This is a genomic window from Pseudomonas sp. AC016 (assembly GCF_979253365.1).
Genome location: NZ_CEEDCC010000001.1, coordinates 4573391 through 4600132, shown reverse-complemented (window position 1 = coordinate 4600132; position 26742 = coordinate 4573391). Strand labels below are relative to the sequence as shown.

General features: G+C 58.6%; 27 protein-coding genes. 10 read left to right on the top strand and 17 right to left on the bottom strand.

Translation table 11 applies throughout. The annotated features are described in order from the left end of the window. Positions 1-28: 28 nt before the first annotated feature. Complete coding sequence (locus AC0IXS_RS20720) at positions 29-865, bottom strand: AraC family transcriptional regulator (RefSeq protein WP_122573884.1); 837 nt, start codon at positions 863-865, stop codon at positions 29-31. Positions 866-1083: 218 nt separating this feature from the next. Here AC0IXS_RS20720 and AC0IXS_RS20715 point away from each other — a divergent pair, with 218 nt between their 5' ends. From AC0IXS_RS20715 to AC0IXS_RS20705, 3 genes are all read left to right on the top strand, one after another. Then, positions 1084-2331 (top strand): DUF1835 domain-containing protein, encoded by a 1248-nt coding sequence (locus AC0IXS_RS20715; protein ID WP_471825564.1) that lies wholly within the window; start codon positions 1084-1086, stop codon positions 2329-2331. 206 nt (positions 2332-2537) lie between these two features. Beyond that, on the top strand, positions 2538-3257 hold the full coding sequence (locus AC0IXS_RS20710; protein ID WP_057411109.1) for a carbonic anhydrase: 720 nt from the start codon (positions 2538-2540) through the stop codon (positions 3255-3257). 106 nt (positions 3258-3363) lie between these two features. Beyond that, on the top strand, positions 3364-4551 hold the full coding sequence (locus AC0IXS_RS20705; protein WP_122691034.1) for an MFS transporter: 1188 nt from the start codon (positions 3364-3366) through the stop codon (positions 4549-4551). A gap of 216 nt (positions 4552-4767) precedes the next feature. Here the strand turns inward: AC0IXS_RS20705 and sodC are convergent, their stop codons facing one another. Then, complete coding sequence (sodC, locus tag AC0IXS_RS20700) at positions 4768-5286, bottom strand: superoxide dismutase family protein (protein WP_057411107.1); 519 nt, start codon at positions 5284-5286, stop codon at positions 4768-4770. A gap of 246 nt (positions 5287-5532) precedes the next feature. Here sodC and AC0IXS_RS20695 point away from each other — a divergent pair, with 246 nt between their 5' ends. From AC0IXS_RS20695 to AC0IXS_RS20685, 3 genes are all read left to right on the top strand, one after another. Next, positions 5533-6192 carry a hypothetical protein gene (locus AC0IXS_RS20695; RefSeq protein ID WP_057411105.1) on the top strand — a complete coding sequence of 220 codons (660 nt, stop codon included), beginning with the start codon at positions 5533-5535 and terminating at the stop codon, positions 6190-6192. Positions 6193-6320: 128 nt separating this feature from the next. Further along, positions 6321-7109, top strand: coding sequence for a transporter substrate-binding domain-containing protein (locus AC0IXS_RS20690; protein WP_057411104.1), 789 nt, complete (start codon positions 6321-6323; stop codon positions 7107-7109). A gap of 98 nt (positions 7110-7207) precedes the next feature. Further along, entirely contained in the window at positions 7208-8179 is a 972-nt protein-coding gene (locus tag AC0IXS_RS20685; protein ID WP_057411103.1) for a hypothetical protein, read from the top strand. A 415-nt stretch (positions 8180-8594) separates the two neighbouring features. On the opposite strand, the gene AC0IXS_RS20680 is transcribed toward AC0IXS_RS20685, so the two are convergent. From AC0IXS_RS20680 to AC0IXS_RS20645, 8 genes are all read right to left on the bottom strand, one after another. After that, positions 8595-9614 (bottom strand): branched-chain amino acid aminotransferase, encoded by a 1020-nt coding sequence (locus AC0IXS_RS20680; protein ID WP_057411102.1) that lies wholly within the window; start codon positions 9612-9614, stop codon positions 8595-8597. Positions 9615-9791: 177 nt separating this feature from the next. Then, complete coding sequence (locus AC0IXS_RS20675; protein ID WP_057411101.1) at positions 9792-10676, bottom strand: glycosyltransferase family 2 protein; 885 nt, start codon at positions 10674-10676, stop codon at positions 9792-9794. Positions 10677-10969: 293 nt separating this feature from the next. Continuing rightward, complete coding sequence (gene cyoE / locus AC0IXS_RS20670; protein ID WP_004878634.1) at positions 10970-11857, bottom strand: heme o synthase; 888 nt, start codon at positions 11855-11857, stop codon at positions 10970-10972. Between the two features lie 10 nt (positions 11858-11867). Continuing rightward, the gene (gene cyoD / locus AC0IXS_RS20665; RefSeq protein ID WP_004878631.1) at positions 11868-12200 is read right to left on the bottom strand and encodes a cytochrome o ubiquinol oxidase subunit IV; all 333 of its coding nucleotides are present in this window, start codon (positions 12198-12200) and stop codon (positions 11868-11870) included. Continuing rightward, the gene (locus tag AC0IXS_RS20660) at positions 12200-12826 is read right to left on the bottom strand and encodes a cytochrome o ubiquinol oxidase subunit III (RefSeq protein ID WP_191957183.1); all 627 of its coding nucleotides are present in this window, start codon (positions 12824-12826) and stop codon (positions 12200-12202) included. The genes cyoD and AC0IXS_RS20660 overlap by 1 nt, the downstream gene beginning before the upstream one ends. Positions 12827-12828: 2 nt before the next feature. After that, the gene (gene cyoB / locus AC0IXS_RS20655) at positions 12829-14841 is read right to left on the bottom strand and encodes a cytochrome o ubiquinol oxidase subunit I (RefSeq protein WP_025995040.1); all 2013 of its coding nucleotides are present in this window, start codon (positions 14839-14841) and stop codon (positions 12829-12831) included. Positions 14842-14844: 3 nt separating this feature from the next. Further along, complete coding sequence (gene cyoA / locus AC0IXS_RS20650) at positions 14845-15786, bottom strand: ubiquinol oxidase subunit II (protein ID WP_043303141.1); 942 nt, start codon at positions 15784-15786, stop codon at positions 14845-14847. Between the two features lie 463 nt (positions 15787-16249). Further along, positions 16250-16759 (bottom strand): disulfide bond formation protein B, encoded by a 510-nt coding sequence (locus AC0IXS_RS20645; RefSeq protein ID WP_122409537.1) that lies wholly within the window; start codon positions 16757-16759, stop codon positions 16250-16252. Between the two features lie 453 nt (positions 16760-17212). Here AC0IXS_RS20645 and AC0IXS_RS20640 point away from each other — a divergent pair, with 453 nt between their 5' ends. The 4 genes from AC0IXS_RS20640 (at position 17213) to AC0IXS_RS20625 (ending at position 19850) form a co-directional block, all read left to right on the top strand. Next, positions 17213-18109, top strand: a complete 897-nt coding sequence (locus tag AC0IXS_RS20640) for a chemotaxis protein (protein WP_004878620.1) — start codon at positions 17213-17215, stop codon at positions 18107-18109. 62 nt (positions 18110-18171) lie between these two features. Further along, on the top strand, positions 18172-18633 hold the full coding sequence (locus tag AC0IXS_RS20635) for a GNAT family N-acetyltransferase (protein WP_449121897.1): 462 nt from the start codon (positions 18172-18174) through the stop codon (positions 18631-18633). A 43-nt stretch (positions 18634-18676) separates the two neighbouring features. After that, positions 18677-19000, top strand: coding sequence for a hypothetical protein (locus AC0IXS_RS20630; RefSeq protein ID WP_057409333.1), 324 nt, complete (start codon positions 18677-18679; stop codon positions 18998-19000). 97 nt (positions 19001-19097) lie between these two features. After that, positions 19098-19850: a YkgJ family cysteine cluster protein gene (locus AC0IXS_RS20625; RefSeq protein WP_122669156.1), complete on the top strand. Its 753-nt coding sequence runs from the start codon at positions 19098-19100 to the stop codon at positions 19848-19850. Position 19851: 1 nt separating this feature from the next. Here AC0IXS_RS20625 and AC0IXS_RS20620 read toward each other — a convergent pair whose 3' ends face one another. The 7 genes from AC0IXS_RS20620 to AC0IXS_RS20590 form a co-directional block, all read right to left on the bottom strand. Beyond that, the gene (locus AC0IXS_RS20620) at positions 19852-20082 is read right to left on the bottom strand and encodes a hypothetical protein (RefSeq protein ID WP_025995033.1); all 231 of its coding nucleotides are present in this window, start codon (positions 20080-20082) and stop codon (positions 19852-19854) included. 93 nt (positions 20083-20175) lie between these two features. Further along, positions 20176-21180, bottom strand: coding sequence for a fimbrial protein (locus tag AC0IXS_RS20615; RefSeq protein WP_122669155.1), 1005 nt, complete (start codon positions 21178-21180; stop codon positions 20176-20178). 1 nt (position 21181) lies between these two features. Next, the gene (locus tag AC0IXS_RS20610) at positions 21182-21961 is read right to left on the bottom strand and encodes a fimbrial biogenesis chaperone (protein ID WP_412778820.1); all 780 of its coding nucleotides are present in this window, start codon (positions 21959-21961) and stop codon (positions 21182-21184) included. Further along, positions 21952-24516: a fimbria/pilus outer membrane usher protein gene (locus AC0IXS_RS20605; protein ID WP_191954014.1), complete on the bottom strand. Its 2565-nt coding sequence runs from the start codon at positions 24514-24516 to the stop codon at positions 21952-21954. Before AC0IXS_RS20605 ends, AC0IXS_RS20610 begins: the two co-directional genes overlap by 10 nt. Positions 24517-24595: 79 nt before the next feature. Beyond that, complete coding sequence (locus AC0IXS_RS20600) at positions 24596-25342, bottom strand: fimbrial biogenesis chaperone (protein ID WP_057409338.1); 747 nt, start codon at positions 25340-25342, stop codon at positions 24596-24598. 61 nt (positions 25343-25403) lie between these two features. Beyond that, positions 25404-25988, bottom strand: coding sequence for a fimbrial protein (locus AC0IXS_RS20595; RefSeq protein ID WP_057409339.1), 585 nt, complete (start codon positions 25986-25988; stop codon positions 25404-25406). Positions 25989-26324: 336 nt separating this feature from the next. Then, positions 26325-26711 carry a hypothetical protein gene (locus AC0IXS_RS20590; RefSeq protein ID WP_122669153.1) on the bottom strand — a complete coding sequence of 129 codons (387 nt, stop codon included), beginning with the start codon at positions 26709-26711 and terminating at the stop codon, positions 26325-26327. Between the last annotated feature and the right edge of the window lie 31 nt (positions 26712-26742).

The following is a 26742-nucleotide window of genomic DNA, read 5'->3' as shown; positions in this document are numbered from 1 at the left end:
AGCCGTCATGCTCGCGCAATGAACGACGTCAGTCTGGAAGGTCTGTGCAGCGTGTGCGATACGCCGCAGGCGTCAGGCCATAGGCGCGCAGAAACCAGCGGCCCAGATGACTCTGATCGGCGAACCCCAGATCGCTGGCAACTTCAACAGGCTGCGCGCCACGGGCCAGAAGCCTGCGCGCCATGGAAAGCCGCAACTGCACCAGATAGGCGTGGGGTGGCAGACCGAAGGCAGCCTTGAAGGCGCGGGTCAGCCTGAAACGGTCCACACCACAGGCCAGCGCGAGTTCGTCCAGCCCCAGATCACGCCGAAAATGGGCGTGCAGATAATCCCGGGCACGCAGGGCGACCAAGGGCAGTCGAGGGTCATGTTCCTGTCTCACCCGCCAGTGCACGTGGGCGGTCAGTCGTTCGAGCAGACCGTCCAGCGCACTCTGCCGGATGATGCGCGACTCCTGGCAATGCAGCGCCGAAAAGGCAAACACGATGGATTGGGCCAGCCGCGGGTCACGCACCAGCGTGCTGGCAAAACCCGGCTGAAAACCCTGCGGTGCGTCTTCGAATAACGACGTCAGTTCACGGCCTATCCAGTGCGGGTCCAGATACAGCATGCGGTAGGTAAAACCATCGGCATTCGGCGCGTCACCGTCATGAACCTCACCGGGTTCAAGCATGAACACCTGACCCGAGGTGCTGGCATGCCGTTGTCTGCGACAGTGAAACTGCTGCACGCCCTGCTCCGTGACGCCGACCAGATAACTGTCATGCCAATGCGGATCGTAGGCGTGCCCACGGAAATGGGCGCGCAACGTCTCGATCCCGGTATCCCGGTCCTGAGCGAGGTCGATCCAGTTGGCTGACTTCATGAGCGGCTTGATTGGCTTGAGTGAGCGTGTCTGCTTTTATCGCGCGGCAGAGGCGCAAAGTCTAGAAGGTTTGTGCGCAGGCACGGGGTCGTCTATATTTGCCCCCGGCGCCTCCACGCCTCCATCCGCGGAAAGGGCTGCGCCCAGGACACTGCTTCACCCTTTTGTCATCACGACTCCCGACCTTCAAGCGGACAAGGTTTGTACAAGGAGCTCGTATGTCCATCAATACCGATTTCTGGTCCCAGGACGGTCGCATCAACCTCGAGCAACAGCGCAAGCGCGCAAAGGAATTGTTGCAGCGCCTGAAGCAGGGCAATGCTCCCGATCAGCTCGCACTGCTCGGCACGTCTGGCCAAGCGCTTGCGCCCACGCTTTCCGACGCACAGTGGCTGATTGCGCGCCAGCTGGGTTTCAGCAGCTGGCCCAGACTGAAAGCCCATGTCGACGCCGTTGAATTTGCCGCGCAGCACCCTGACTTCGACGCCAGCGACGAGCCACGGACCGTGCACTGGCGGTGCGGCAACGACATCGCCCACAGCCTGCAACTGGCCGGTTTCAAAGGCTCGTTTCACATGCTCAGCGACCCGCTGTGCATGGGGCCTGTTCAGGACCTGCCGGATGCAGAATTTCGAGCGCAGCGCAGTGACTTCATCAGCGCAACCTTTGATATGAATCGCGCCGATGTCGCACGCAGGACAGACGAGGAATATGGCCGTCTCGAACAGTTGGGCAGCGATCAACACAATGTCCTGTGGTGCGAGGCCGATGCTTACGACCAGCTCTTTCTGATCAAGACCCTCGCGAGCCTGAAGCGACTGCCGCCACGGCTTGAACTCATCGAAGTGGACCGGGTGCCGGGGGTTCGGCGCTTCATCGGCATTGGGCAACTGGCACCGGACGTTCTTGCCTGGCTGTGGCCACAGCGCAAGCCGGTGACTCAGGCCATGCTGGAATGCGCTCTCGCGGCATGGAGAGCCTATTGCGATGCCTCGCCTGTTGCACTGGCCGCTCTGGCTCATGACCCGCAACTGCCTCTGCGACTGCTGGCTCCAGCGTTGTTGCGACAGCTTCAAGAGCTGCCGGGCAGCGAGGATGGATTGTCGCTCACCGAACGACTTTCGTTGCAGTATGTTCAGGAAGCAGGCCCGACCACTTTTGGTCGCGTCTTCGCTGAGCTGATGGACAAGCGCGACCCCCTGCCCTTTTTAGGTGACATGATGTTTCAGGCGCTACTTCGGCCCCTGATTGATTCAGAGGCTCCTTTGCTGAAAGAAACAGAAACGGACCTGAAATGGCCGCAGCGGACTTTGGCACTGACAGCCTTGGGTGAGCGAGTACTCGACGGGGGCGCCTATTGGCTGGATCACGCGCAGCACCTGCGTTGGGTCGGTGGTGTGTGCATCGTTCCGGGCGAGTCCCACTGGACCATCAACCCTGAAAACCGACCGATATGGCGCGTTTGAGGACGTACACAGGGTGAGTGGACGCAGGAAAACACGGCCGAGCCAGACGACTTTTTTGTGAAGAATTTGTGACAAAGATGGCAAATATAATTGGAAAATAAATTCCATTAACTGTATGAAGTGGAAGGATTCTGCGCCCGAAACACACTGGCATCGGGCGCTGAATTCACACCCCCTATCGACAGTTAACAAGCCTGAGGCTTTTTATGAATTCGTCCTTGTCACGCCGCAAGATTCTTCAGGGTGCCTGCTGCCTTCCGGCTGCCGCCGCACTGATGCAAATGCCTTCCATTGCTCAAGCCGCTTCGCCCACTTCGCCTCGCACCAATATGACTGCCGACCAGGCATTGAAAGCATTGCGCGACGGCAATGATGCATTCATGAAAGACACCACCATCAAGACCGAAGGCAACCGTGATCGCCGTCTGGAAATCGCCAAGGGCCAGACGCCGTTCTGCATCCTGATTTCCTGCTCGGACTCGCGCGTTCCGCCGGAGTTGCTGTTCGGTCGTGGTCTGGGTGAACTGTTCATCGTGCGTAACGCTGGCAACACCGTCGACACCACCGCACTGGGCTCGATCGAATACGGTGTCAGCCAGCTCGGCGTTCCGCTGGTCGTGGTCATGGGTCACGAAAAATGCGGTGCCGTGGCTGCTGCCGTTTCGGTGGTCGAAGACGGCACGGTCTTCCCAGGCGCTATCGGTCAGATGATCGAGCCGATCATTCCTGCGGTCCTGACAGCCAAGGGCAAGAAAAGCAAAGACCTTCTGGAAGATTCCGTCAAAAGCAACATCCAGCGTACCGTGGCCCGTCTGCGCTCGGCTTCCGAGCCAGCCCTGATGAACCCGATCAAGGCAGGCACCGTCAAGGTTGTTGGCGCCTATTACAGCCTGGAAAACGGCAAGGTCGATTTCTTCGACGTCTGATACCGGGTCCGCCGTATCGGATACAAATGCCGGATAGATTCAAGCGCATGGATTGCGCCACCCTCCTTGATGTGGCATTGAGCATCATCGCCAAAAGGAGTGTCGCGTGAGCAAGGATTATCTGGCGTTTTTCAGCGCTCTGTTTCTGTCACGACTGGCCGATCAGATTCTACTTTTCATCGTGCCACTGGTTGTCTTTCAGACCACCAACAGCGCGTCATGGGCGGGCCTGGCGTTCTTTGCCGAGTCGCTGCCACGCTTTCTGGCGTTTCCGATCTGCGGAGCGCTGTGCGATAAATTCTCTCCGGTCCGAATCCTTCACATCAGTCAGGTGTACCGGGCTTTTCTGTGCCTGCTGGCGATGCTGCTGTACATGGTTTTCGGCGGACTTGTCTGGCTTGTCCTGCTGTCGGCGTTATGCGGCGTGCTGACCACTCAGGGCGTGATGGCGCGTGAAGTGCTGATGCCGCACGTATTCCCGCGCTACAGCTATGCGCGCACGCTCTCCTACTCTCAGATTGCCGATCAGACAGGGCTGGTGCTTGGTCCGTTGGTGGCCGTGCTGTTGCTGAACGCGTGGGCATGGCACTGGGTGGTGCTGGCTTGCGCTGCTCTGTTTCTGCTGGCGGACCTGGCCACGCTGATCTGGCAACGCACTCGCTGTCTCGATCCCTGCGCATTCGAGCGAAGGGACGATAGCGTCTGGCAATCAGTGACCATCGCAGTGGGGCATATTCGGCGCCTCACTGAGCTGAAGAAAATCATCACTCTGGCGGCCGGAGTGAACCTGATCGTCGGCGTGACACTGGCGACCTCCGCTGCGATGGTTATCGGTGAATACGGCAGTGATCAGGAACGCTATGCGGGACTGCAGATGGCGGGCGCAGCGACGACCATTCTGATCCTGTTTTTCCTGGCACGGGTAGTGATGCCGATGCAGGTGCTCGGCGTGGTGTCGTACGTGATGATTACCAGTGCAGCCCTGGTCTGCGCCTTGAGTCCAGCCATGAGTGGCTACGTGGCGGGCTTTCTGCTCATCGTCGGCTTCGACAAGATGTTCAACGTCTACATGCGCAGCACCCGCCAACAGGTCATACCCCGGGAGGACTTCGGCAAGACCGTGGGCGTCATGACGCTGCTGAACAACCTGTCACAGCCGTTTGCCGGCCTGCTGGTCGCGCTGCTGGCCGGGCCGCTGGGCATTCGCGTGATCATCGTGGCACTGGGACTGCTGACCGCCCTGCTCGGCGGGCTGGCGCTTCGGTTGTTTGCAGGTCGTACTGATCTGAAGTGAGCGATGCTCACGCCGCTCCACAGCAAACAGTGGAATGTGGGAGGCGGCTTGCCGGCGATAGGATCTTACAGACAGAAAATCAGCGACTGAACTGACGCGATCGCGGGCAAGCGCGCTCCTACGGTCCTTGTTTACTGCGCGACAGCGCCAGACCTGCCACAAACAAACGCGTCTGCTGCAGGTCAGGCCGTTCTAACCAGAACTACGAAACCGCGATCAGATCACACCACAGGCAGCGCGATCACCACCACCGCCCAGAGGCTTTGGATGGTCGGAATGGTTGTCGCCACCGGCATGCACCATCAGCGCATGGCCTTTGATTTCGGAAATTTTCTTCAGGCGCGGTGCCAGAACCGGGTAGTTCGCAGTGCCATCGGCATTGACGTACAGAGCAGGCAGGTCGCCCAGATGACCGTCAGCGTATGGCCCTAGATGCTTGCCGGTCCTGGCCGGATCGAAGTGCCCGCCAGCGGCAAGCGCGGCGACTTTCACGCCATCCTTGGTGCCTGCATCGCAGCTGCCGTTTTCATGCACATGAAAACCATGAACGCCTGCCGGCAGGTCCTTGAGGTTGGGGGTGAACACCAGCCCGTACTCTGTTTCACTCACCGACACGGTGCCAATCGGCTTCGGTGCACCATCAGCGCTGACCAGATTGATCGGAACATCCAGCGATGCGGCCTGTACGCCGACGGAAAACATGCCCAGCAGGCCCAGCCAAAGATAAGGTTTCATAAAGTCAGTACGTCCTTGATGGAGGAATCGAGGTTGAACGCGGATGAGCGTGAAAAGGCATCGATCAAGCGGCCTTCTTCGCTGTGCTCCTCAGCGTTTTCGGATACGACATCACCTGTGACCACAGCCGGTGCGGTTTTGATGCAAAAACTTCGACGTGCGTGCTCTGCCCGGCGACCCGGCAAACCTCTGCAGCCTCGGCTAACCTGACACAAACTCTTTCATCACTTACGGTCGTAACACCTCATGAAAGCCCCCTACGCTTTCGGGTTCTACAGTGCCTGTTTTGCGCTGGTGGTCGTTGTAGCCGCAGTTTTTTACAGCGCAGCCGTCAGCACATCGCCGGGCAGTGCCGCCAACGCCTATTACATTGTCGAGGCGGCGTCTTCGCTGAGCGAAGCGCTGGCGGTGATCGGTATCGCGGGTGTGGTGTTCAAGGCCTACGGCTCGTGGAAGCGCGAGACCCGCCAGCAAAAGGCCTTGAGCATCATCTGGGACGCCAATGTCGCGTTCCGGGAGATAGAAATCGGTTTCAACGAATGGTTTTTCGGCCCGACGGCCAATCAGAAGTCCGGCCACGATGTCGGCAAGATCAATACACTGCTGGCGGCAAGCGCTCTGGGATCTGCACTCAGGGCCTTCAAGAAGCAATGCATTCTGCTCGACAAGGTGGTGATCAAGGACCACTGGCACTGGCTCAACCATGCCGCCCAACTGGATATGCTGGCCCGGGCGCTGAGCGCCGAGGCGTTCGGTGCCGTAGGCAAAGGCAAGGTCACGCACACCATCGTCGATTTCCTTTATGCCCACGAAGGTGAAACCTGGAAAAGAACCCAGGCCGACTGGGAATCGCAAATGACCCTTATCGAAGAACAACTGATGTCGCTTGAAGAGCTGTATACCTGACAGCCCGTTGCTTCTGAAAGGCGCATCTTTTGCACGCAAGGCCTTGTTCCTGCTTCACATCCGGCCTGCAAATGAAGCACTCTGTCGCTTCCAATAAAAACCGACGACACACGCGAGCCCTCACTCTCATGATGAAACTGAACTACAGCGTATCGGCTGCCCTTCTGTTGGGTCTGACAGGCATGGCGCAGGCAGACGAACCGTCTTCCCACCTGGACAAGGTGGTGCAGGCCGGCCAGTTGTCGGTATGCACCACGGGCGACTACAAGCCCTACACCTTTCATCGCGAAGACGGTGAGTACGAAGGTATCGACATCACCATGGCCCGCTCGCTGGCCAAGAGCCTGGGCGTAAACGTGCAATGGGTACCGACTACCTGGAAAACCCTGATGCCAGACATGATTGCCGGTAAGTGCGACATCGCGATGGGCGGCATCTCCGTTTCGCTGGAGCGTCAGAAGAAAGCGTTCTTCAGCAACACGCTGGATATCGACGGCAAGATCCCGCTGGTGCGCTGTGAAGACCAGGCGCTTTACCAGACCATCGAGCAGATCAACAAACCGTCGGTTCGCCTGATCGAGCCCGCTGGCGGCACCAACGAAGCGTTCGCTCGTGCCTACCTGCCTCAGGCACCCATCGCGTTCCATGACAACAAGACCATCTTTCAGGAACTGCTCGACAAGAAAGCCGACGTGATGATCACCGACGCCTCGGAGGCGCTCTATCAGCAGAAGCGTATGCCGGGGCTGTGTGCGGTCAATCCGACGCGGTACATGCAATACGGCGAGAAGGCCTACCTGCTGCCACGCGACGATGTGACGTGGAAGGCCTACGTCGACCAGTGGCTGCACCTGAGCAAAGCCACAGGCGCCTATCAGCAGGCCCTGAGTGAATGGCTGGCCGTACCCGCCCAGTAACCAACACCGTGGCCTGAGTCCGTCCGGCACTGATTGCATGACGGGCGCGGCTGAAATAGCGTGTTGCAGAATCAACTGTCTGGAAGGCAACTGCGAGCATGAAGCCCACTAAACCCATCACCCGCGCGTTCTGTGTTGAACTGCAGCAGGAAATGTCCATCGCAGGCGCCCGTCGCGAATACTTCTCTCAGGAGCCGCCCCGCAAGCGCTTCGAGTTCCTGTGCTCGAACGAAGCCTGCCGGGCAATGGGTGCGAAGGTGACCGGGGTTCGCTACGACGTGAAGCCTCAGGACAACCCGACCTTTGTCGCCGCGCACTTTCGCGCCAACCCGCATTACGACCATCACCCGGATTGTGAATGGGTGGATACGGATGCAGACGAACCTGTTGAAGAACCGGTCGAGGCCAATGATCCTCAAGCGGCGCTGCGCAAGGCCAAGCGCAAGCTGGACGACTATATCGACGTGTTCGACCCGACGATAAAGGAGCCCGCCAAGGAAAAGTCCGGCGTGGAAAAAGCAGGCAGCCCCGCCCCGGCACCGGCTGTCAGCACGGCGCCTGCTCCGCCTGCAGAATCGAAGGCGCCACGTTACAGCGAAACCCGCACCAATAACCTCGAACGTCTGGTGGACAGCTATCGCCAGGCAAAGGCCGAGCTCTCACCCGAGGAGTTCAAGCTGCTGAAACTGCGCATTCCGGGTCAGGGCGAGCTGTCACTGCGCTCGTACTTTCGCCACATCAAATACGCCCAGTTGGGCGACAACGGACGTGTGCTGTACGGCGGCGGGCTGGTGGAACAGCGCTACGGACAGGGTTTCAAGTTCAAGTTCTTTGACCGGCTGGAGGGCAAACTGGTGACGCTCTACGTGTCGCCTGCGCAAATGCAGGCCTATCGCTCCAGCCGCTACATCAGCGAACTGCTGAGCCATGCCGATCAAGTGAAGTTCTTTACGGTGTATGCACTGGGCACGCTGACCAAGAGCCCTTCAGGGAAGAGCTTCAGCGTTGAGGTGGATGACTTGCGGCACCTGGCGATTGTGTTGGGACCAGAGAAGGAGCCTGCGGCCTGACCGCTTCAAACCGCGCTCATCGTGATACGCACAGTCCGGAAGAGACGCAAAACGGGGCCAAAACAAAAGTATCTGACTGAATACGTACCCGTGGTCGCAGTAAGACTCGGGTATAACGCCGAGCAAAAGCATGGGCATGATCGGCGTGCTTGAGATCACGCTGATCGTTCCTACGCTCCGCGTGGGAATGCCGCTCAGGACGCTCCGCGTCCGCTCTCGAATATGGCGCAGAGTGTGCCCAAGCTCCAGCGTTATCCACGTCATGCGCTCGGCTCACTGAATCCTCAGTCTGTGCCATTTGTGACGGGGAGCGTCACGGGATGCATGCCCACGCGGAGCGATGGGCACGATCAGTGTCGAGGCAGACTTGTGCATAACGCCGAGCGCGCAGCGGTGGGCACGATCAACGCCAGAATCAGACCTTGACGATCCAGCCCGCTGGCGGCTCGATATCACCGGACTGAACGCCGGTCAGTTCCTTGTACAGACGCTGGGTAACCGGACCCACTTCGGTTTCGCTGTAGAACACATGCAGCTTGTCCTTGTACGAGATCCCGCCAATCGGCGTGATCACCGCAGCCGTGCCGCACGCGCCCGCTTCCTTGAACTCACCGAGTTTGTCGATGAACACATCGCCCTCTTCGACCGTCAGGCCGAGGCGGGATTTTGCCAGTTCGATCAGCGACAGACGGGTGATGCCCGGCAGCACGGACGGCGACTTCGGTGTCAGGAACACATCATCATTGGTGATGGCGAAGAAGTTGGCCGAACCCACTTCCTCGATCTTGGAATGGGTCTGCGGATCCAGGTAGATGCAGTCGGCGAAGCTGTGCTTCTTGGCTTCGGAGCCCGGCATCAGGCTGGCGGCGTAGTTGCCACCCACCTTGGCCGCACCGGTGCCATTCGGCGCTGCGCGGTCGTAGCCGGAGATCACGAAGTTATTCGGCTTCAGGCCGCCCTTGAAATAGGCGCCCACCGGAATGCAGAAGATCGAGAAGATGAATTCAGGTGCGGTGCGCACGCCGATGTTGTCACCCACGCCGATCACGAACGGACGCAGGTACAGCGCGCCACCGGAACCGTAAGGCGGGATGAAACGCTCGTTGGCTTTCACCACCTGCTTGCAGGCTTCGATGAACACATCGGTAGGCACATGGGGCATCAACAGACGGGAACAGCTGCGCTGCATGCGCTGGGCGTTCTGGTCGGGACGGAACAGGTTGATCGAACCGTCCTTGCAGCGATAGGCCTTGAGCCCCTCGAAGCACTGCTGACCATAATGCAGCGCAGTGGAGCCTTCGCTGATGTGCAGCGTGTTGTCTTCCGTGAGCGAGCCCGCATCCCAGGCACCATCGCGCCAGTGAGACAGGTAGCGTTTGTCGGTCTTGATGTAATCGAAACCCAGAGTGTCCCAGTTGATGCTTTCGTGACTCATAACGCCCTCTATCATTTAGCGACTGCCTGGACGAGTCAGGCCATTGCCGTATTCTGCCAGATCATTCGAAACCTGAGGCTTGAAATAAATACAAACCGGTCTGGCGTTTTTGCATCCGTTCGAACCCGGCCTTTGAGCGTGCTGTCAGAACTGCCATGCCGTCATCGGCAAAGTCGATTATCGATAACTCAACAACAACCGCTTGCACCGACGCCACGTGGTGCGATTCATGTGCTTCAGCGGGATAGAGAAAAGCAGTCTCCAACCGTGTCGCTTGTCCGAGACCGACGCGTATTTGAGGGCTTTGTTGACGATAAAGGTGCGGCCTCGGTGATATTCCCGGTGACTGCGATAAGGCTCGATAGTTTTGAGGTCTGCTTCGAGCAGCACCTTGTATTTACGTGACAGATTGTTGGGGTGGCGTCGATAACGTGTCACAACGACCGGAAGAACATGAATCTCGAAACCCTGAAACGCGATTCTCAGGGTCATCTGAAAATCCTGAACCCTGATCTCGGGGTCATAGCCGTTCGCGTCACGAATGGCCTGCATGCGGTAAAGCGCGACCGGTGCCCCCACGACCACGGCGCCGCGCAACACGTCGTCAAAACCAAGACGCTCGATGTAATTGCGGGACTGGCACTTGGTTTCGTTGCCGTCGCAATCCATGTAGCTGATGAGCGCGCCGACACAGCCCACTTTCGGGTGCTGATCAAGGTACCGGGCACGAACACTGACGGAGGACGGCAGCATGATGTCGTCCAGATCCGGCGTGGATACGTAGACACCCTTGGCGTACTTGAGCCCGTGATTGAGGGCAGCACTCACGCCCTGGTTCGGCTGGCGATAGAGCTGGAACGGATACTGGCTCTGCAGCGCCTCCAGCATCGCAATACTGTTATCAGTCGAACCGTCGTCGACAATGATGACTTCGAAGTTCTCGTAATCCTGAGCAAAAATGCTCTGAATGGCAGCGTCCAGAAATCGCTCGGCGTTGTAGCAAGGGGCGATGATCGACACGAGCGGTTTAGGGGCAGTGTCCTGAACAGTTGAGGACGTCATAGGGGTAACAGCCATAATTATTATCTAGCCTTGGGCTTTGAAATACAGGGCGTTGCGTAACAGTTTGAATACAAGGCGCACATGATGCGACAAGTGAACTCGCTTTTCCAAGGCCAGCCCATGAGCATTTGTTCACTCGCAAAGGCGCTGAACCGCCTGGCTGCGTGATCAGTATCACGGCGACACGTCTAAATCCTACCTCCGAGCCCGTTATCGCATCAGGCACCCCGAAACCCAGGCGAAAAAAAACCCCATTCGGATGGAATGGGGTTTTTCGTAAAACAGGCTATCGGTCAGAACGCGTAGGTGACCAACAGCTCTTTGGTGACCTGAAAGTCCACCGACATCATCACGCTCAGCGCAGTGATGGTGAAGATGGAGAACACGAAAAGCTTGCGGGCCCAGACAGTATCGTCAACGGCCTTGTAGCCCTTCCATGCCATGTACAACCAGTACATGCCCATGCCCGCCGCAACGGCGAGGTAGTTCAGACCTGCGTAGCCGCCCACCGTCAACATCAGGGTCGCCACGAGGAACGCCAGGATGTAGAGCAGGATGTGGCGCTTGGTGACCAGAATGCCGCGCTTGACCGGCAGAACCGGAATCTTCGCCGCACGATAGTCGTTGAAACGGAAGATCGCGATCGCATACGAGTGCGGCATCTGCCACAGGCTGAACATCACCAGTAGCGTGAGTGCTGCGAAATCGAAGCTGTTGCTCACTGCGCAGTAGCCGATGACCGGAGGCATCGCCCCGGAAAGGCTGCCGACCAGCGTGCCGTGAACGGATTTGCGTTTCAGGTACAGGCTGTAGAAGCCGACGTAGATGACAAAACCGATCACCGCGAACAGTGCAGCCAGCGGATTGGCCTTGGTATAGAGCAGGCTTACGCCTGCAATACCGAGTACGGTCGCGTAGAGCAGGGCCAGTTTCAACGAAACCAGACCCTGCACCAGGACCCGGTTACGGGTCCGCTCCATGCGCTGATCGATGTCACGATCAATGCAGTTGTTGAACACGCAACCGGACGCAACGACCAGGGAAGTACCGATGACTGCAGCCAGAAACACGCTGAAGTCGATATTCCCCTTGGAAGCCAGAAAAAAGCCACCTGCCACCGAAAGCACGTTACCGAAAATGATCCCCGGCTTGGTGATTTGGATAAAGTGCTTCAGTGACATCTGGTATTCCTCAATGCGCCATCATTTCGCGGTGGATGCTGAAGATGATCCACAACGACAGGCCAACCAGCAGAACGATAACCATCGTGGTAAAGGCGAAGGCCATCACGTTGTTGCGTTGCACACTCGTGAAATCCAGGTGCAGGAAGTAATGCAGGTGCACCAGGATCTGAATGATTGCGAACGCCAGGATGATCGCGATAGTCATGTCCTTCGGCAGCGAAGGAGACATGACCAGGGCGAACGGGATGGCCGTCAGGATGATCGACAGTACGAAACCGATGATGTAGGACTTCACGGAGCCGTGGCTATTGTCTTCAGCCGGGTGATGTGAATTCGACATTACAAAGCCCCCATCAGGTAGACAACAGTGAACACGCCGATCCAGACAACGTCCAGGAAGTGCCAGAACAGGCTCAGGCAGCTCAGGCGCGTCTTGTTGGTGTTGGTCAGGCCCTTTCTCTGGACCTGAATCATCATGATCGCCATCCAGATCAGACCGCTGGTGACGTGCACGCCGTGCAGACCAACCAGCGCGAAGAACGCTGACAGGAAGCCGCTGCGGCTAGGACCGTAACCTTCGTGGATCAGGTGATGGAACTCGTAGATTTCCATGCCGATGAACGCAGCACCACACAGGAAGGTCAGCGCCAGCCAGCCCAGTACCTGGCTTTTCTTGCCCTTGTACAGGGCCAGCATGGCGAAACCGTAAGTGATACTACTAACCAGCAGGAACGCGGTTTCCACGGCCACGAATGGCAGCAGGAAAATGTCCTGGCCCGACGGGCCGCCCGCGACACTGTTGACCATCACGGCATAGACCGCGAAGAACGAGGCGAACAACACACAGTCGGTCATCAGGTACAGCCAGAAGCCGTAAACCGTCATGCCACCGCTGTCGTGGTGATCGTCATGCCCGTGATCATGATCGTGACCGTGGGCTCCAGGGTTGATTGCAATATTCGACATGTTTAAACCTGTTCCAGCGAGGACTTGACAGGAGTGTATGCACCGTTGGCCGCCAGGACCTTGTGATGCTCACCTTCAATACGCGCTACTTCTTCGGCCGGCACCATGTAGCCCTGGTCGTCACGTGCAGCGTGAGCAACGAAGACCGCGATGGTCGCGACCAGGCTTGCGCCGACCAGCCACCAGATGTGCCAGATGAATGCGAAACCGAACACGGTCAGCAGCATGCCCATGTACAGGCCGGTAGGCGTGTTGTTAGGCATGTGAATCGCCGAGTACTTGGCCGGAACGCTGTAGGCAGTGCCTGCACGCTTGGCGTCAGTGAACGCGTCGATGTCGTCTGCCTTCGGCAGTTCGGCAAAGTTGTAGAACGGTGGCGGCGAAGAAGTCGACCATTCCAGCGTGTGGCCATTCCACGGGTCACCGGTCAGATCAGGGTTCTTGGCACGGTCACGGATACTGACGAACAGCTGGATCAGTTGCGAAGCGATACCGCAAGCGATCAGCACGGCGCCGAACAGCGCGACGTCCAGGTAGATGTTCCACTCTGGCATGTCGGTAGCGTTCAGACGACGGGTCATGCCCAGGAAGCCCAGCGCGTACAGCGGCATGAATGCGACGAAGAAGCCGACGATCCAGAACCAGAACGCTGCCTTGCCCCACTTCTCGTTCAGGGTGAAACCGAACGCTTTAGGGAACCAGAACGCGAAGCCGGCAATGTAACCGAACACCGCACCGCCGATGATGACGTTGTGGAAGTGAGCGATCACGAACAGGCTGTTGTGCAGTACGAAGTCAGCACCTGGAATCGCCAACAGAACGCCGGTCATGCCGCCGATCGAGAAGGTGACCATGAAGCCCAGGGTCCAGAGTACCGGTGCAGTGAAGCGCAGACGGCCCTGATACATGGTGAACAGCCAGTTGAATAGCTTCACCCCCGTCGGGATCGCAATGAGCATCGTCGCCAGCCCGAAGAAGGCGTTGACGTTGGCCCCCGCACCCATCGTGAAGAAGTGGTGCAGCCAGACCATGAAGCCCAGGACGCAGATCGCACCGGAGGCGAAGATCATCGACTTGTGGCCGAACAGACGCTTGCCCGAGAACGTGGAGATGACTTCCGAGAACACGCCGAAGGCCGGCAGGATCAGGATGTACACCTCAGGGTGACCCCACGCCCAGAACAGGTTCACGTACATCATGGGGTTACCGCCCATTTCGTTCGTGAAGATGTGGAAGTCCAGGTAGCGGTCAAGGGTCAGGAACGCAAGGGTAGCCGTCAGGATCGGGAACGAAGCCACGATCAGGATGTTTGCCCAGGTGCAGGTCCAGGTGAAGATCGGCATGTCCAGCAGTTTCATGCCAGGGGTACGCATCTTCAGTACGGTCACGAGGAAGTTGACCCCCGTCAGCGTCGTACCTAACCCGGATAACTGTAGCGCCCAGATGTAGTAGTCAACACCCACGCCAGGACTGTATTGCAACCCCGACAGCGGCGGATACGCGACCCAGCCGGTCTTGGCGAACTCACCGACACCCAGAGACAGGTTGATCAGCAGCATGCCGGCAACCAGCAGCCAGAAGCTCAGGGAGTTCAGGAACGGGAAGGCAACGTCGCGAGCGCCGATCTGCAGAGGCAGAACGATGTTCATCAGACCGGTGAAGAACGGCATCGCCATGAAGATGATCATGATCACACCGTGAGCGGTGAAGATCTGGTCATAGTGTTCCGGCGGCAGGAAGCCTTCGGCACCGTTCTGGGCCATGGCCAGTTGGGTACGCATCATGATTGCGTCGGCAAAGCCGCGCAGCAGCATGACCATGGCAACGATGATGTACATCACGCCGATTTTCTTGTGGTCGACGGACGTCAGCCATTCAGACCACAAGTAGGTCCACTTGCGGAAATAGGTGATCAACCCGACAACCGCGAGGCCGCCGAGCGCGATCATGGCAAGTGTCACCATGACTATCGGCTCGTGGAACGGCACCGCTTCCAGACTTAATTTGCCAAACATCGTTTACTCCTCTGCCCCAGCAGCTGAATTTTTGCTCTTTTCCGCGCCTTCGTTACTGGCGGTTTCTTTCTCACCTGCAACAAGCTTCTTGCCTGGATTCATACCTTCATACTTGTCGATGATGATCTGGAACAGGTTCGGAGTGACCGCAGAAAACAGTTCAACAGGATTACGCTCGCTCGGCTTGAGCAGTTCAGCGTATTCGGTCTGGCCCAGCTTCTTCGGCGAGTTCCTGACTTCGGTGATCCAGTTGTCGAAATCGGCCTGGCTCACGGAATTGGCCTTGAACTTCATACCGGTAAAGCCTGCGCCACTGTAGTTGGCGGAGATACCGTTGAATTCGTGAACTTCGTTGGCGATCAGGTGCAGCTTGGTGTGCATGCCCGCCATCGCGTAGATCTGGCCGCCCAGACCCGGGATGAACAACGAGTTCATCACGCTATCGGAGGTGACCTGGAAATTGATCGGCGTATTGGCCGGGAACACGATCTTGTTGACCGTCGCGATGTTGTATTCCGGGTAGATGAAAATCCACTTCCAGTCTACGGAGACCGCCTGAATGGTGACCGGCTTGACGTCGGACTCAAGCGGACGGTAAGGGTCCAGCTCGTGCGTCGAGACGTAAGTGTAGTAGCCCAGGAACACCAGCAGCAGCATGGGAACGCCCCAGACCGCGATTTCGATCTTGGTGGAGTGCGACCAGTCCGGCGTGTACTTGGCAGCCTTGTTCGTGGCGCGATACTTCCAGGCGAAGATCAGGGTCATCAGGATGACCGGGATCACGACGATCAGCATCAGCAATGTGGCGATAACGATCAGGTTACGCTGCTCGATACCCACCTGCCCTTTCGGATCGAGCAGAGGTACGCCGTCGCATCCACTGAGCAAAAGCATACAGAAAAGGGCCAAGAAGCCAAAAAACCTGGGGTACCTTTTTTTACTCATTTCACGACCTCTAAAAGCAGCTTGCGCGGTGCAGTTGGGTTTCGACCGCCAACACTTCACCCTGCCAGTGCCGGCAATTTTTTTTGAATTGAACAAGGGCCTGCCAGCACGCCAACGCGACGTATCGACAAATCCGGGTTTAGCTATGGATTCTTATTTTGAGCTGCTGGAACTGCCCGATGTGCAGGGCAGACGCCTTCAGCGGCCATTGTACGCCCTCGGAGGCAAGCATTGCGCTGCCTGTTCAGGGTACACAGGTGGCGCTAAAAGGCCTCAAAATTGCTGATCGTCAAGTGAAGCCTGACGACAAGTGACGGGGATTGTAGATACGTAAATTTTTAATGACTATGCCTAATTTTGTAACAGTTATTCTCCATATTGGTAACAATAACCGCTGATTGGCTTTCACGGCGCAAAAAAAAGCCCCGATTTCACGAGGCCATTTTCATGAAAGCCCTTGTATTCAGTAAGGTTTACGCCGATTGCGAAACACACAGACCGGGACCAGGATTGCAGTCAGAACGAAGGCTGCCAGTGCCCACTGCGCCAGCGACAGTCCCAGTACTGGCGGATAAGGCGTCGAGCAGAACCCGCCGACCTGGAAAATCGTGGGAAACAGATCCGCCAGCGGCAGACCATCAACGATTGGCTGCAGGGTATCGATCCCGCAGCTGACCTCAGGGTTGGCCAGCACCCAGGCGTGACGGCCGGCAGCGGCAATACCGCCCAGCGCAGCCAGGGTCACCAGCACTTCGAACAGGGTCACGCTGCGGCGGCCAGGCATGGCGGCACCGATGAAGGCGAAGATCGCGATGAACAACAGTGCGTAGCGCTGCAGGATACACAGCGGGCATGGCGCTTCGCCCAGCACGATCTGCATGTACAGGGCACCGCCGATCAGGGACAGGCAGATAATCCCCAGCAGGACCAGAAAGCGTTTCTCGCGTCGCAGGTACATCAGGTTGTCGCTCATTCACACACCTTACTGAACTGATGAAGTGGCTGAAGGGCCCGAACGCCCGACATGCTCAGCCACCTGAGGATGGGGCGCGCAGTGTAGAATCGCCAGCCCCGGATCGCACGCGATAATCATCTCCCGGCCCCGCCAACTCAAGGGCGCAACGGCCGTACGGCTGAATCTGCCTGCCGGATGGTTGTGCACAGGCGAAGTCACGTTGCCGCCGCATCATGCAGACGGTTTCTGCGCAGCGATCGAATCTCTTCCTTATATACAGAAGCGTGCGTCAGTTTGTCGCACCCCCTCTATATATAGAAGGGCGCGGTATTTTGTCGCACCTCGGGTTTTGACCCTGTGAAGCGCTATCCTTTAAAAATCCTAAAGCCACACCGACGCGGGTCGATAACCTCTCAGAGAAAGATGTTTGTCGCCTCCAGGCGACGAAACACCTATAGCCAGAAGGTTCATATGTCCAAGAACGTCCGAGCAGATTCACTTTCGCTGCTCCTCTTCACGTTGCGCAGCGGCAAGCTGATGGCGATCAACCTGCTCAAGGTCAGCGAAATCATCCCCTGCCCTGCCCTGACTCACCTGCCGGAATCGCACCCGCACGTCAAAGGCATCGCAACACTGCGCGGCTCATCGCTATCGGTCATCGACCTGAGCCGGGCCATCGGCGAACGGCCGCTGGCCGATCCGGATGGCGGCTGCCTGATCGTCACCGACGTCAGCCGCTCCAAGCAAGGTCTGCATGTGCAGGCGGTCAGCAAGATCGTGCACTGTCTGACCACCGATATCCGCCCGCCGCCCTACGGATCGAGCAGCAAGTCGTTCATCACTGGCGTCACCCAGGTCGACGGCGTGCTGGTGCAGGTCCTGGACATCGAAAAAGTGATCCACGGCATCGCCCCCGCACAGATCGTCGTGCAGTCGACCGAACTGGCCAGGGAAGACGCCGAAGTACTGGCGCAAGCGCGCATTCTGGTGGTCGATGACAGCCAGGTCGCCCTGCAGCAGTCGATCATCACGCTGCGCAATCTGGGCATCAACTGCCACACGGCCCGCAGCGCGAAGGAAGCCATCGATGTCCTGCTGGAACTGCAAGGCACGGCAGCGCAGATCAATGTCGTGGTGTCCGATATCGAAATGTCGGAGATGGACGGTTACGCCCTGACCCGGACCTTACGCGATACGCCGGACTTCAACGACCTGTACATCCTGCTGCACACGTCGCTGGACAGTGCGATGAACAGCGAGAAGGCCAGGATCGCCGGCGCCAACGCCGTGTTGACCAAGTTCTCTTCACCCGAGCTGACCAAATGCCTGATCGAGGCCGCCCGCACGGTCGTGGCTCAGGGCATCTGATCCACAGACCGCTCGCCACTGCGCCGGGTCCCGACGATGCCTCGCCAGACCATTGCTGGCTGATGCGTCGGGATCTGACCGTAGCGCTACCGCTCGCGCCCTGGCCGCCGGGCGTCACTTGCGTCAGCCTGACGCCCCTACACAGTCTTCAGGCTCACAGCCTTCTGACGCTGGGTCATCTGTTGGAAGACGGGCAGTGGCTGCACCACCAGGACTGGCTCGGTGCTTTCGAGCACAACCCGGAGTTCGACCGGTCACGCTGTTTTCTGGCGATCGACAGCGATCAAGTCGTAGGGGTTATTACCTGCTGGACCAGTGCCTTCATCAAGGATCTGGCCGTGCACCCGGATTACCGGAACAGAGGGATTGGCGCAGCGCTGCTCAACCATCTATTCGTCCATCTGAAGCGTTGTGGCGAGGCGGCAGTCGATCTGAAAGTGATGGAAAACCATCGGGTCGCAAGGCGTCTTTATGAAAAATCAGACCTGTCCTACGTCGCTCGTCTGGCAGCTATGCGGAACTGATCTGGCATAATTTGCGCCCGAAACATTTCACGTGGAGACCGAGATGAAAGCATCCCTTCTGTTGCTGGCAGGTCTGGCCGTTGTCGCCACTCAAGCCAGTGCCTCGACACCACAAGCCTGGAGCGCGTTGGACAAGGCGATGCTCGACAGTTGCCTGAAAGCCAGCCAGCTCAAGAACGTTTCAGCCGTCGGCAACAGCGCCCAGTTTGATGACCGGGTCGGCTACAGCGCGCTACTGTTGAAAGGTCGCTATCCACAAAAACACATGAACAACCGCCCCGGCACCGAGCTGTGTCTGTACAACCGTAAAAGCAGGCAGGCCAGCGTGACTGAGTGGGACAGCATCACCCCGTCGCCTGCCCGCTAGACCTGTGGCGCGCAACTTGCTTCATGGCCTGCATCAGTCGGAACGATGACAGCCTTGTCGTCACCCCGGCGCCCGTCATGGACAGGTTACCGACCCAATGAACACCCAGTTTTCCTGCACAGGTTGCGGCGGCTGCTGCACCGATCATCACGTACCGCTGACACTCACCGAAGCCACGCAGTGGGCGGCGGACGGCGGCACGGTGATCATCCTGACCGAAGCCTTTCTCGGTAACGGTTATGGCGTTCCCGAAGCGCAACTGACGCACGCCACCCGACGCTCGACCGAAGTGAACAGTGGCCTGACCACGGCGTACGTCGCCATCACCTTCGCCGCCTACAACGTGGGCCGCTGCCGGAATCTTGACGAACAGAACCTCTGCGGCATTTACGAGCGTCGCCCGCTGGTGTGCCGGATCTACCCGATGGAAATCAATCCGCACATCCCGCTGCGTCCTGAAACCAAGGGCTGTCCGCCGGAGGCCTGGGAACAGGGTCCCGATCTGATCGTCGGCAACACGCTGGTCGATACGCAACTGATGGCGCTGATCGAGCAGTCACGCCAGGCAGACCGCGATGAAATCGAGGCCAAGCGGGCGATCTGTCAGACGCTGGGAATTCGCACCACGGCCCTCAAGGGCAACGGGTTCGTGGCGTATCTGCCGGACATGGCCGCCTTCGCGGCAGCCATCGAGCAGGTTGCCAGCCACGAGAGCGAATTATCGGCAAAAGCCAACTGGGAATTTCATGTCGCAGGCCAGACGGTCATCGACACGCTGAAGGCGGCAGGTGCCGACGTGACACTGAGAGAACCGGTTTCCTACCTGTTCATTCCGCTGCAGGCAGCCTGACTCAGCGCTTGCCCATGGAACGACGGGTTCCGGACGGCGCGGCACCTGGCGTTTTGTGATGGCCGGATTTGTTCGACTTCTGATACCAGGCCTGATCCTTGTCTTTTTTGGCCTGTGCGAACTCCGACGGCTTGAACGGAAAGCTGAACGGGGCAATCGCAGCCTTCTTGTCGGCAGCGTCTACGGAGTCGGTTGCGGCTTCTTGAACAGAGGGTTGTTCAGGAGTGGTCATGGTGTCACCAGAAAGTCGAAATGGCCGGGCGAACGCCCGCGGTCGCGCAGCATACAGCAAACCTCGAACGCCCGCCCGAGCCTCCTGTCGCCCTTACCGATAGAACAAATCAACCATGATTTGCGCATCAAAGGGCCCGACTTGCGGCCGAGTGCTGTTCCAGACCAGTTCGGCATTGAAATCCGCTCTTGAAGCCTGGGTATCGCCCAGCAATTCAGCCATGTGGAACGGTTCGTTGTAGCGCAACGCCTTGCCTCCCAACGCACCGCTGATGCGGATGCCCAGCGACTGATTGTCGGCTGGCAGCAACAGATCGCCCGCGCCCGAAATCATGCCGCTCACCGGACGAAAACGCGCATTGATGCTGAAAGGTGAATCGCAGTTGCGACGGGTCAGCAGTGAAAATGGCTGAGTGGCGAAAACCTTGCCAACGGCGACGTTCTTGATGGGTATCGCACCGAACTCCACGGTCTGTGGTATCACTTGCAGATCGGCGTCGCAGGCCACGAAGCGCAGACCGGTGAGGCTGTCGATCACATAACTGAGACTGCGCCCCGGCAACGGTTGCAGACCCGCACCGCTGTCGAGCTGGAAGAAACGGTAATCGAGCAGAGTGCTCGCAACACCCGATGGCGGGGTTGCGCCGAACTTCTGGATGAACACCGAAAACGGCAGATTGAAACGGATTTTGGGGCAATCGTCGATGTTCGCATCGCCTTCATGGCACGCAGGCAGGTACTGCCCGGTGGCAACCCGTCCGCTGCCTTGCACATAATCAATTCCCCTGTAGGTCAGACCCGCACGAATGCCCTGTCCGATCATGATGTTGTCCGGGTTCAGGTAGAGGGCAATCTCCTCCTGAAGTGCCTGTTGACCATCCTTGGCACACTCGACCTGGACGTTCATAGGCTCGGAGCGCCAGACCACTTCGCCGTTCGGGACCGTGGCGGGAATGGCCACCGTACTGCTCAACTGACCATGAACGAGGGTTTCGCCCGCACCCTGTGTCTTGCAGACCAGCGCAAACGCGGGCGCAGGGCTCAGCAGCATCAGCAATGCGGCAGCGCTGAACCGGCGGCGCACGAAGAAAGATTTCATATCAACAGGATTCCTGAGGAGAGTGGTTTTCCAGAAGACGGGCGCGGGCCGATGCCTGGCCGTTCAGATGCACGCAGTAGCCACGCAGGCCGCCGTAGTCGGTCAGCGCCTTGAACGCGAGACGGCGCAGGACGGACCGTTGCGTGCTCGCCGGGACCGGCAATTCGATCCGCGCGCCGGGGGCCAGCAACAGGTGGTCGCTGACCTGAACACCCTCCAGGCTCAGGGATTCAAGGGAGACGTGGTAAGCCGTAGGGTTGCTGACCTGCAACTGCGTCATGCCCGTTCCGTTATGCGTCATCGTCCAGTTCAGTCGCTCGGTGGACTCGGCCGGATCGCCCGGCAGCCCGACGGGTCGGTAAAACACGTTGATGCGCTGACGTACGGCGATCGTGAGTTGTCGGTTGCCGCTTTCACGCCTGGGAATTTCAAGCACCGACAGGTGCAGCAGGGATTCCCGGTCATCCGGCATCCCTGCCCCTTGATACAACACACGCAAATCATGCCTGCCGCCCGCACCGACCCGCGAAAGAGGTGGCGTCACCACAAAGGGCAGAAGCCGGGGCGACACCGATGACGTTTCATCATCCGAAGGATCACTGAGCCAGGCCTGAACAAGAACCTCTTCCTGCCCGGGGTTGCGCATCTCCAGGCTGACTTCCCGGTACCGGCCATCGAAGATGAGCCGCGTCCCGGTCAGCGACAGTGCACCCTGCGCGCAGACACTGATCAGTGACAGCACCGCCAGAAGCAAGAGTCGGTAAGCGCACGTCATTGGCAGATCACCTTGAGCCGTTCATAGGCCCGTGCCGGGTCTCTGGGCGGCAGCACGAAAGGCGCTTCGCAACGCTGATCAGACCAGCGAACGTGCAAACGGCCACTGTCCTGATCACTCAACACCAACGCCTGACTGCTCGGGTCCACCACCGCGAGCGCCCTGCCCTGCCCGTCCTCGACACTGGCCCCCAGCGGCACCTTGCTGCCATCGGCACGCACCAGTTCAAACTGCACGCGGCGACCCACCGCCGCTTTGAAGCTCACCAACGGTACGGCTCCGCGTCGAGGCACGATCTGGGTGATGGCGCTTTCCAGATCGATGTCGGCACCCAGTTGCCGGGTGTCCAGGCTGACCCAGTTGGTGCGATAGGGCTGCGCATAGGGCATCACCGCATAACCGTTGGCGGCGGTGGCCACGTTGTTGAATGACCTGAGCCGAGCCCCGCTGACATCCGGCACATGCACCAGCGCGAAGGTTTCGCCCAGCGGCTGGCCCAGATTGATGCCGCCAGCGTGAGCGACGACAGAACCGGTAGCACTCAGGGTCAACGCGTCATAGTCCTGGCCCTGGCTGTAACCGGCTTCGAACCGGCCGTAAGGCAGAGTGGTATTGACCTTACCCGCACCGTAACTCCCGGAACTGCTGTCACGTCCGGTCTGCACGGAATAGAACGTGTCGCGGTCATCAAGCACCTGACCATTGAGGCCCGCCTGCACGCTGTAATCGCCAGCACTGCTGCGCACCCCATTGAACGAAAGACGTGACGAACCCGGACTCGTGCCCAGCGGCAGGGTCACACTGAAAGCGATCCGAGTGTCCGGGGTCGCATCGCCCGAACGGCTGAAGTCCTGATTACGCTCCACGGACAGGCTGTAATTGATACTGCGCCAGGCCGCGTTGTACGACAGATAAAGCTGCCGGGTCTTGCCGGGCAGGTTCCAGTAGCGCTGCTCGGAAGCCGTCAGGCTCAGGGAGGCATTTTGCGCAGGCAGCACCTGAGTGACGTTGAGCTCCAGCCGGTCCCTGGGCTGGCCGCCCGGGAGTCCGTTCACTGGATCCCCCGTCTCGCTGACGTGCTGATTGAGCGTCCGGTATTGTTCGGTGGAATAGCGATACCCGGCGATGGCCAGGGTGGTGTCCGTCACATCCAGTGTATTGGCATAGCGAACCCGCAGGCTCTGGCCCGCGAGCGTCTGCGGCTTCTGCTGACTGACCGAATGGGTGATATCCAGAGAGACCGCGCCGACACCGGTGTTCACCCCGGTGCCGATGTTCGTGGCCTGATAATCCTCGGCCAGTTGCAGTCCGCCAAAGCCGGTCATTCGCTCTGACAGACCGTAGATCAGCGCGGCGCTGGTGAAGGCCGGAGAATCCTGACCGTCGTTGTCGACCTGCCCGGCAGCCAGGCTGAAGCGCAACGCACCTGCTGGCACCATGATCGGCAGCGACGCATACGCCTGGGTGAATGAACGTCGGCGGCCATCGGCTTCAATGATCGTGACATCAAGATCGCCGTTGGAACCGCTGGGGTAAATGTCCGTGATTTCGAAAGGGCCGGGTGAAACATTGCCGCTGTACAGCAGGAATCCGTTCTGGCGAACCTCGACCGTGGCGTTGGTCTCGGCGGTTCCGCGGACGACCGGCGCATAATTGCGCTCACTGTCAGGCAGCATGCCGTCATCCGAGGCAATCGACGCGCCTCTGAAGCGAACGCTGTCGAACACCTGCGAATCGCTGAACGTCTCACCCAACGTCAACTGGCTTTTCAGGGCGGTGATGTCGCGCTGAGCGAACGTACGATTGCCCCGATAACGCCATGAGCGATCTGCGCCATACAGCAGTGAAGACTCGTTGCGCAGCCGCCAGGCGCCCAGATTCACACCGTTGCGCAGTCCCATGTAGTACTGGTCGGTATCGAGGTTCTGATTGCGCCGTCTGACGGCATTGGCGTTGTAATTGACGAACGCTGCAGGCTCGCCCTCGTCCCACAACTGCGGTGAGACATAACCTCGGGCACTGCGCGCCATAACCGCCTGCGGAACGCTGATGTTCAGGCGCAAGGCGCCTGGATGGTATTCGACCCTTGCAAACTCGACCTGCGCGGGCAGATCGAAACACGCTTCGTCCGGCTCGCCGGTGGCAGGCAAACGGGCCGGATCGAGTCCGAAACCCTGCAACATCTCAAGCGTCAGACAAGGCTCGATCTGGCCGGAACGCCGGTTTTTTGAAAATGCCACATCACGCCGTCCGCTCAGCGTCCGGTTCACGTAGATGTCCACACGGTAGATACCCGGCAGAACGCTGTTGGCGCGCAGGAACTCTTTCAGGTCCGGGGGCTGCTCGCTGCCCTGAATGAACGCGGTATTGAACTTGACCGGGGTCGTGATGGCCGGGCCATCCGGTCCGGCCGCGAAGGCGGTGCAAGAACAGCTCAGCACCAGACTGATACAGACCCGACTGCGGCGCGATACCCACGTGGTACCGGGTCTCGAGCAATGTCCGGGATACAGGCGAACAGACTGTGCAATGACGCCCATGTCTTTTTTGTGCCATTCCATAGCGATCTTTACTCTACTTCGGATATATCGCACGCCGCGCAATCCTTCGCACAGACGCAGGGCGACAGGACCGGCCCGGCTAGCGCGCCGCAGCCTTGCTTGCGTAAATGACTCCGCCGTCGTCGAGTCGGGCCTGATAAGGGTCCTGTCCGCCGAAATCGTTGATGCTGATAAAGCTCAGATCCAGTGGCACCGCAGCGCTCTTGCCCCGCAACGGCAGGCTAAGGCTCTGATGAGGCGCAAGCATCTGGCGGTCCAGACTGGCCAGTTCGGCGCCGCGCTGACGAACCGAAACCCGCAACATCGACACGTGATAGGGCCCTGGGTTTTCAATGGACAGAACATCACCTCCGGCCCAGCGCCAGCGCAGTTTTTCGGGTGCCTGCAACGGATCACCGCCCAGTCCCTGGGGCCGAAAAAACACTTTGATGCGCTGGCGTATTGCGATTTGCAGCGTGTTTTCTGCGGCGGTCTGGGGTATTTCCTGAACATTGAGCCAAAGCACCGACTCGCGGTCGGTCGGCAGACCGGCGCCGGAATGGATGATGCGCAGCAACTGTTTGCTGCCACCGGCCATACGCGCCAGGGCTGGCGTGACGATGAAAGGCAGATCCGGAGTCGCCTGTGCACCGACCGCGCCAGGCGTCTCAAGCCAGGACTGCAGAAGAATTTCTCCACCGCCGCTGTTCTGAACCCCCAGGCTCGCCTCCTTGTCGCCTCCCTGATAAATGACGCGCGTCGTATTCAGCACGATGCCCGCCTGAACGGAAGACATGGTCAATCCCATCGCAAGCAGCACGATGTAACGAAAAAAGTCGAGAAGCATACTGGGCACCCGCCTCTGATGAGCATGAAACAGGGCGAGCGAAGCCCGCCCTGTCAGGCCGTTACTCGTAATCCATTACGAACGGCATGAAGCCATCGGCGTTACCAGGATTGGTCGGCGTGCCGTTGAGCACGTAGACCGCGCCAAAGTTGATCTCGGCGGTTGCGCCACCGACACCATCCTTGACCAGCGACGTGTCGATGGTTTCGCTGCCACTCAGGTCCATCAGCACACTGGAAGCATTGAGCAGACCGATACCGACACCGTCCGCCGCACCGGTGGTGCGCAACAGTTTCGAATCGTTATTGTCCAGTCCACTGCCGTTGCGAGCGGTGAACCGCATCTTCACCATGTTGTACTGATCGGCCCCTGCACTGCAGTTGACCAGTAACTGAATAGGTGTGGCGGTTTCATATTTGGTTTCGCTGGAGAGGCCGATATCGGAAAACGAAACGTTGCCCAGATCGACATTGATCTCACCCGGATTATTACCAGCGCTCACGCCGGTCCCCGGCGCCACATCGCAAGAGATATTGGTGAGTGTGCCATTGAAGATCAGTTTGCCGTTGTTTGCCGCATTGGCGGTGCCCGTCAGACCCAAACTTATAGCGCCCATGACTGCCAGTGTCAGAGAAAGCTTTTTCATGCTAACTACCTTCCTTGTGTTATTTCGTGTGTGCCCATGTTCGGACGGCGAGCACTATAGGTCCCGAACTTTTTGACCGCTGTCAGGGGGATTACTTTGAATGAGCGGACACGACCACACGGCACGCAGGATGCATCTGTAGGAATAACCAGAATAACCGTACAGGCCACGGTTTCAGAGCGTTACAGGTAATACCCAAGCACATACATCAACCAAATGATTGCCGCAGGCATACTGAATAACAAAAAAGGGAAGTGCGCAGAAAAACTGCATTGTCGGACAATAACCTGTCGCCGCTGAAGAGGCGACAGGTTATTTGATAAGCGCCAGGGGATTTTATTGATACGTCAGCGTTACCAGGCCGGCACGTGCCGCCACCGTCGGTTGTCCGGCTGTCGATGAAACAGGCAAGGCAGGCAACTCCTGATACACGGCGACAAAGGGAGCGCTGTTATCGGCGCACGCATCTTTCACTGCACTGATCTGTATCGTAATGCCCGGCGAAACTGTCAGTGATCGCAGGTCCTTATTTGCCGAGCCCGGTGCGGATGCCGACACTTCGCAACTCGAATTGACGACACTGCCATGGAAACTCAGGGTACCGTCACGCGCGAGCGAAAGACTGGAAGCCAGCAGCAACGGAATAAACACGGTCGCCGCCCTACCGGAAGGCGTGGACAGGATTTGCAGAACGCTCTTGACGGCTGATGCCTTGCTGTTCATGCCACACCTCATGGATAAAATGCTTGATAAC